The sequence below is a fragment of the Candidatus Eisenbacteria bacterium genome, from assembly GCA_035712145.1.
In the GTDB taxonomy this organism is placed as follows: domain Bacteria; phylum Eisenbacteria; class RBG-16-71-46; order RBG-16-71-46; family RBG-16-71-46; genus DASTBI01.
On sequence record DASTBI010000063.1, the window covers coordinates 1 to 1,066 of the forward strand.

A 1,066-nucleotide genomic window follows, 5' to 3' on the forward strand; every position below is an offset into this window, starting at 1 on the left:
CGCCTGGACTGAGACTCCCACATCCGTTTCGGACACTCGGCCTTACGGGCCGGTGAGGAGACCGAAACTTGCTCCGCACCGTATCTCACGGCGTTCAGCGGGGCAAGCGTTTGCCGCGTTTTCCACATCGAGGAGCGCGGAGTCGATACCTGGTGAGCGGGCGAACTCGCCGCAGCACTCCTCGACAGGTCGGGCCGATCGTTTTTCCAGATTCCAGACAAGCCCCCGTCCTTCGGTTGATCAGCCCCGAAGGCCGGCCCAACGTGAAGATCGGCGCCAACGAGCGAGGATCGGGATTGGGACTCGGCGGCGAGGACGATCCGACTACGTCCAGATCACCGGGGCGTCAGGAACTGCCGCATCCACGCGCGTACTCCCGAGCATGAGGCAGAAGAGAAATCCGGCCAGACCTGTGGCCGAGGCGGAGTGAGATCCCGATCGTGTCATGGCGCCTCCGGTGGGTGCGGTGCGATCACCGCTTGGCGCCATCGTCGGCGGGCCGCAGGACTGGGGAGCGACCTGTGGGACGGCTCCGCCGTACGAAGGGACGAATTTCCGCGGCGGGCGACTCTTGCACACCAAATCTTCAACACCACCCGTCTTACAACGTGCGGCCATCCGAGGCGGCTGCGGAATGACAGGCCACAAGCGGGCGCATTCGACCGTCCAGCGGGATGCGAATCCACGCTCACGCCTCGCGCAGGCATGGCATGCATGGTGCTCGGCTAGTCCTTTGCCCCCACGGAAAGCGAGGTGAACGGTGATGGAGAGATGCCCGGTTTGTGGAATGGAAGTCAATCCCAAGGAAGGTCCGCTGCAGGAGAGCTATCAGGGCAAGACCTATTACCTCTGCTCCGAAGAATGTCAGCAGGAGTTCAACCAGGAGCCGCAGCGGTACGTCGGCCAGAAGGTGCGCTAGCCGTGGCGCGCCAACGCGCCACTCGGACGAACGGCCGTTCGAGGAAAGTGCGCTATGCCGTCGTCGGTCTCGGCTTCATCGCCCAGCGGGCAGTGCTGCCGGCGTTCGATCGTGCCGACGAGAACTCCGAGCTCGCCGCGCTGATTT

General features: G+C 64.1%; 2 protein-coding genes. Both read left to right on the forward strand.

What is annotated here, in order from left to right; all coding sequences use genetic code 11:
* Positions 1-763 precede the first annotated feature (763 nt).
* Positions 764-919, forward strand: coding sequence for a YHS domain-containing protein (locus tag VFQ05_03735; protein HET9325860.1), 156 nt, complete (start codon positions 764-766; stop codon positions 917-919).
* A gap of 2 nt (positions 920-921) precedes the next feature.
* Positions 922-1,066, forward strand: a 145-nt coding sequence (locus tag VFQ05_03740) for a gfo/Idh/MocA family oxidoreductase (GenBank protein ID HET9325861.1), incomplete at its 3' end; no start/stop codon positions are given.

Bases quoted from the DNA above. Each gene is read 5' to 3' on its own strand.
- VFQ05_03735 (HET9325860.1), top strand. From the start codon at position 764: ATGGAGAGATGCCCGGTTTGTGGAATGGAAGTCAATCCCAAGGAAGGT.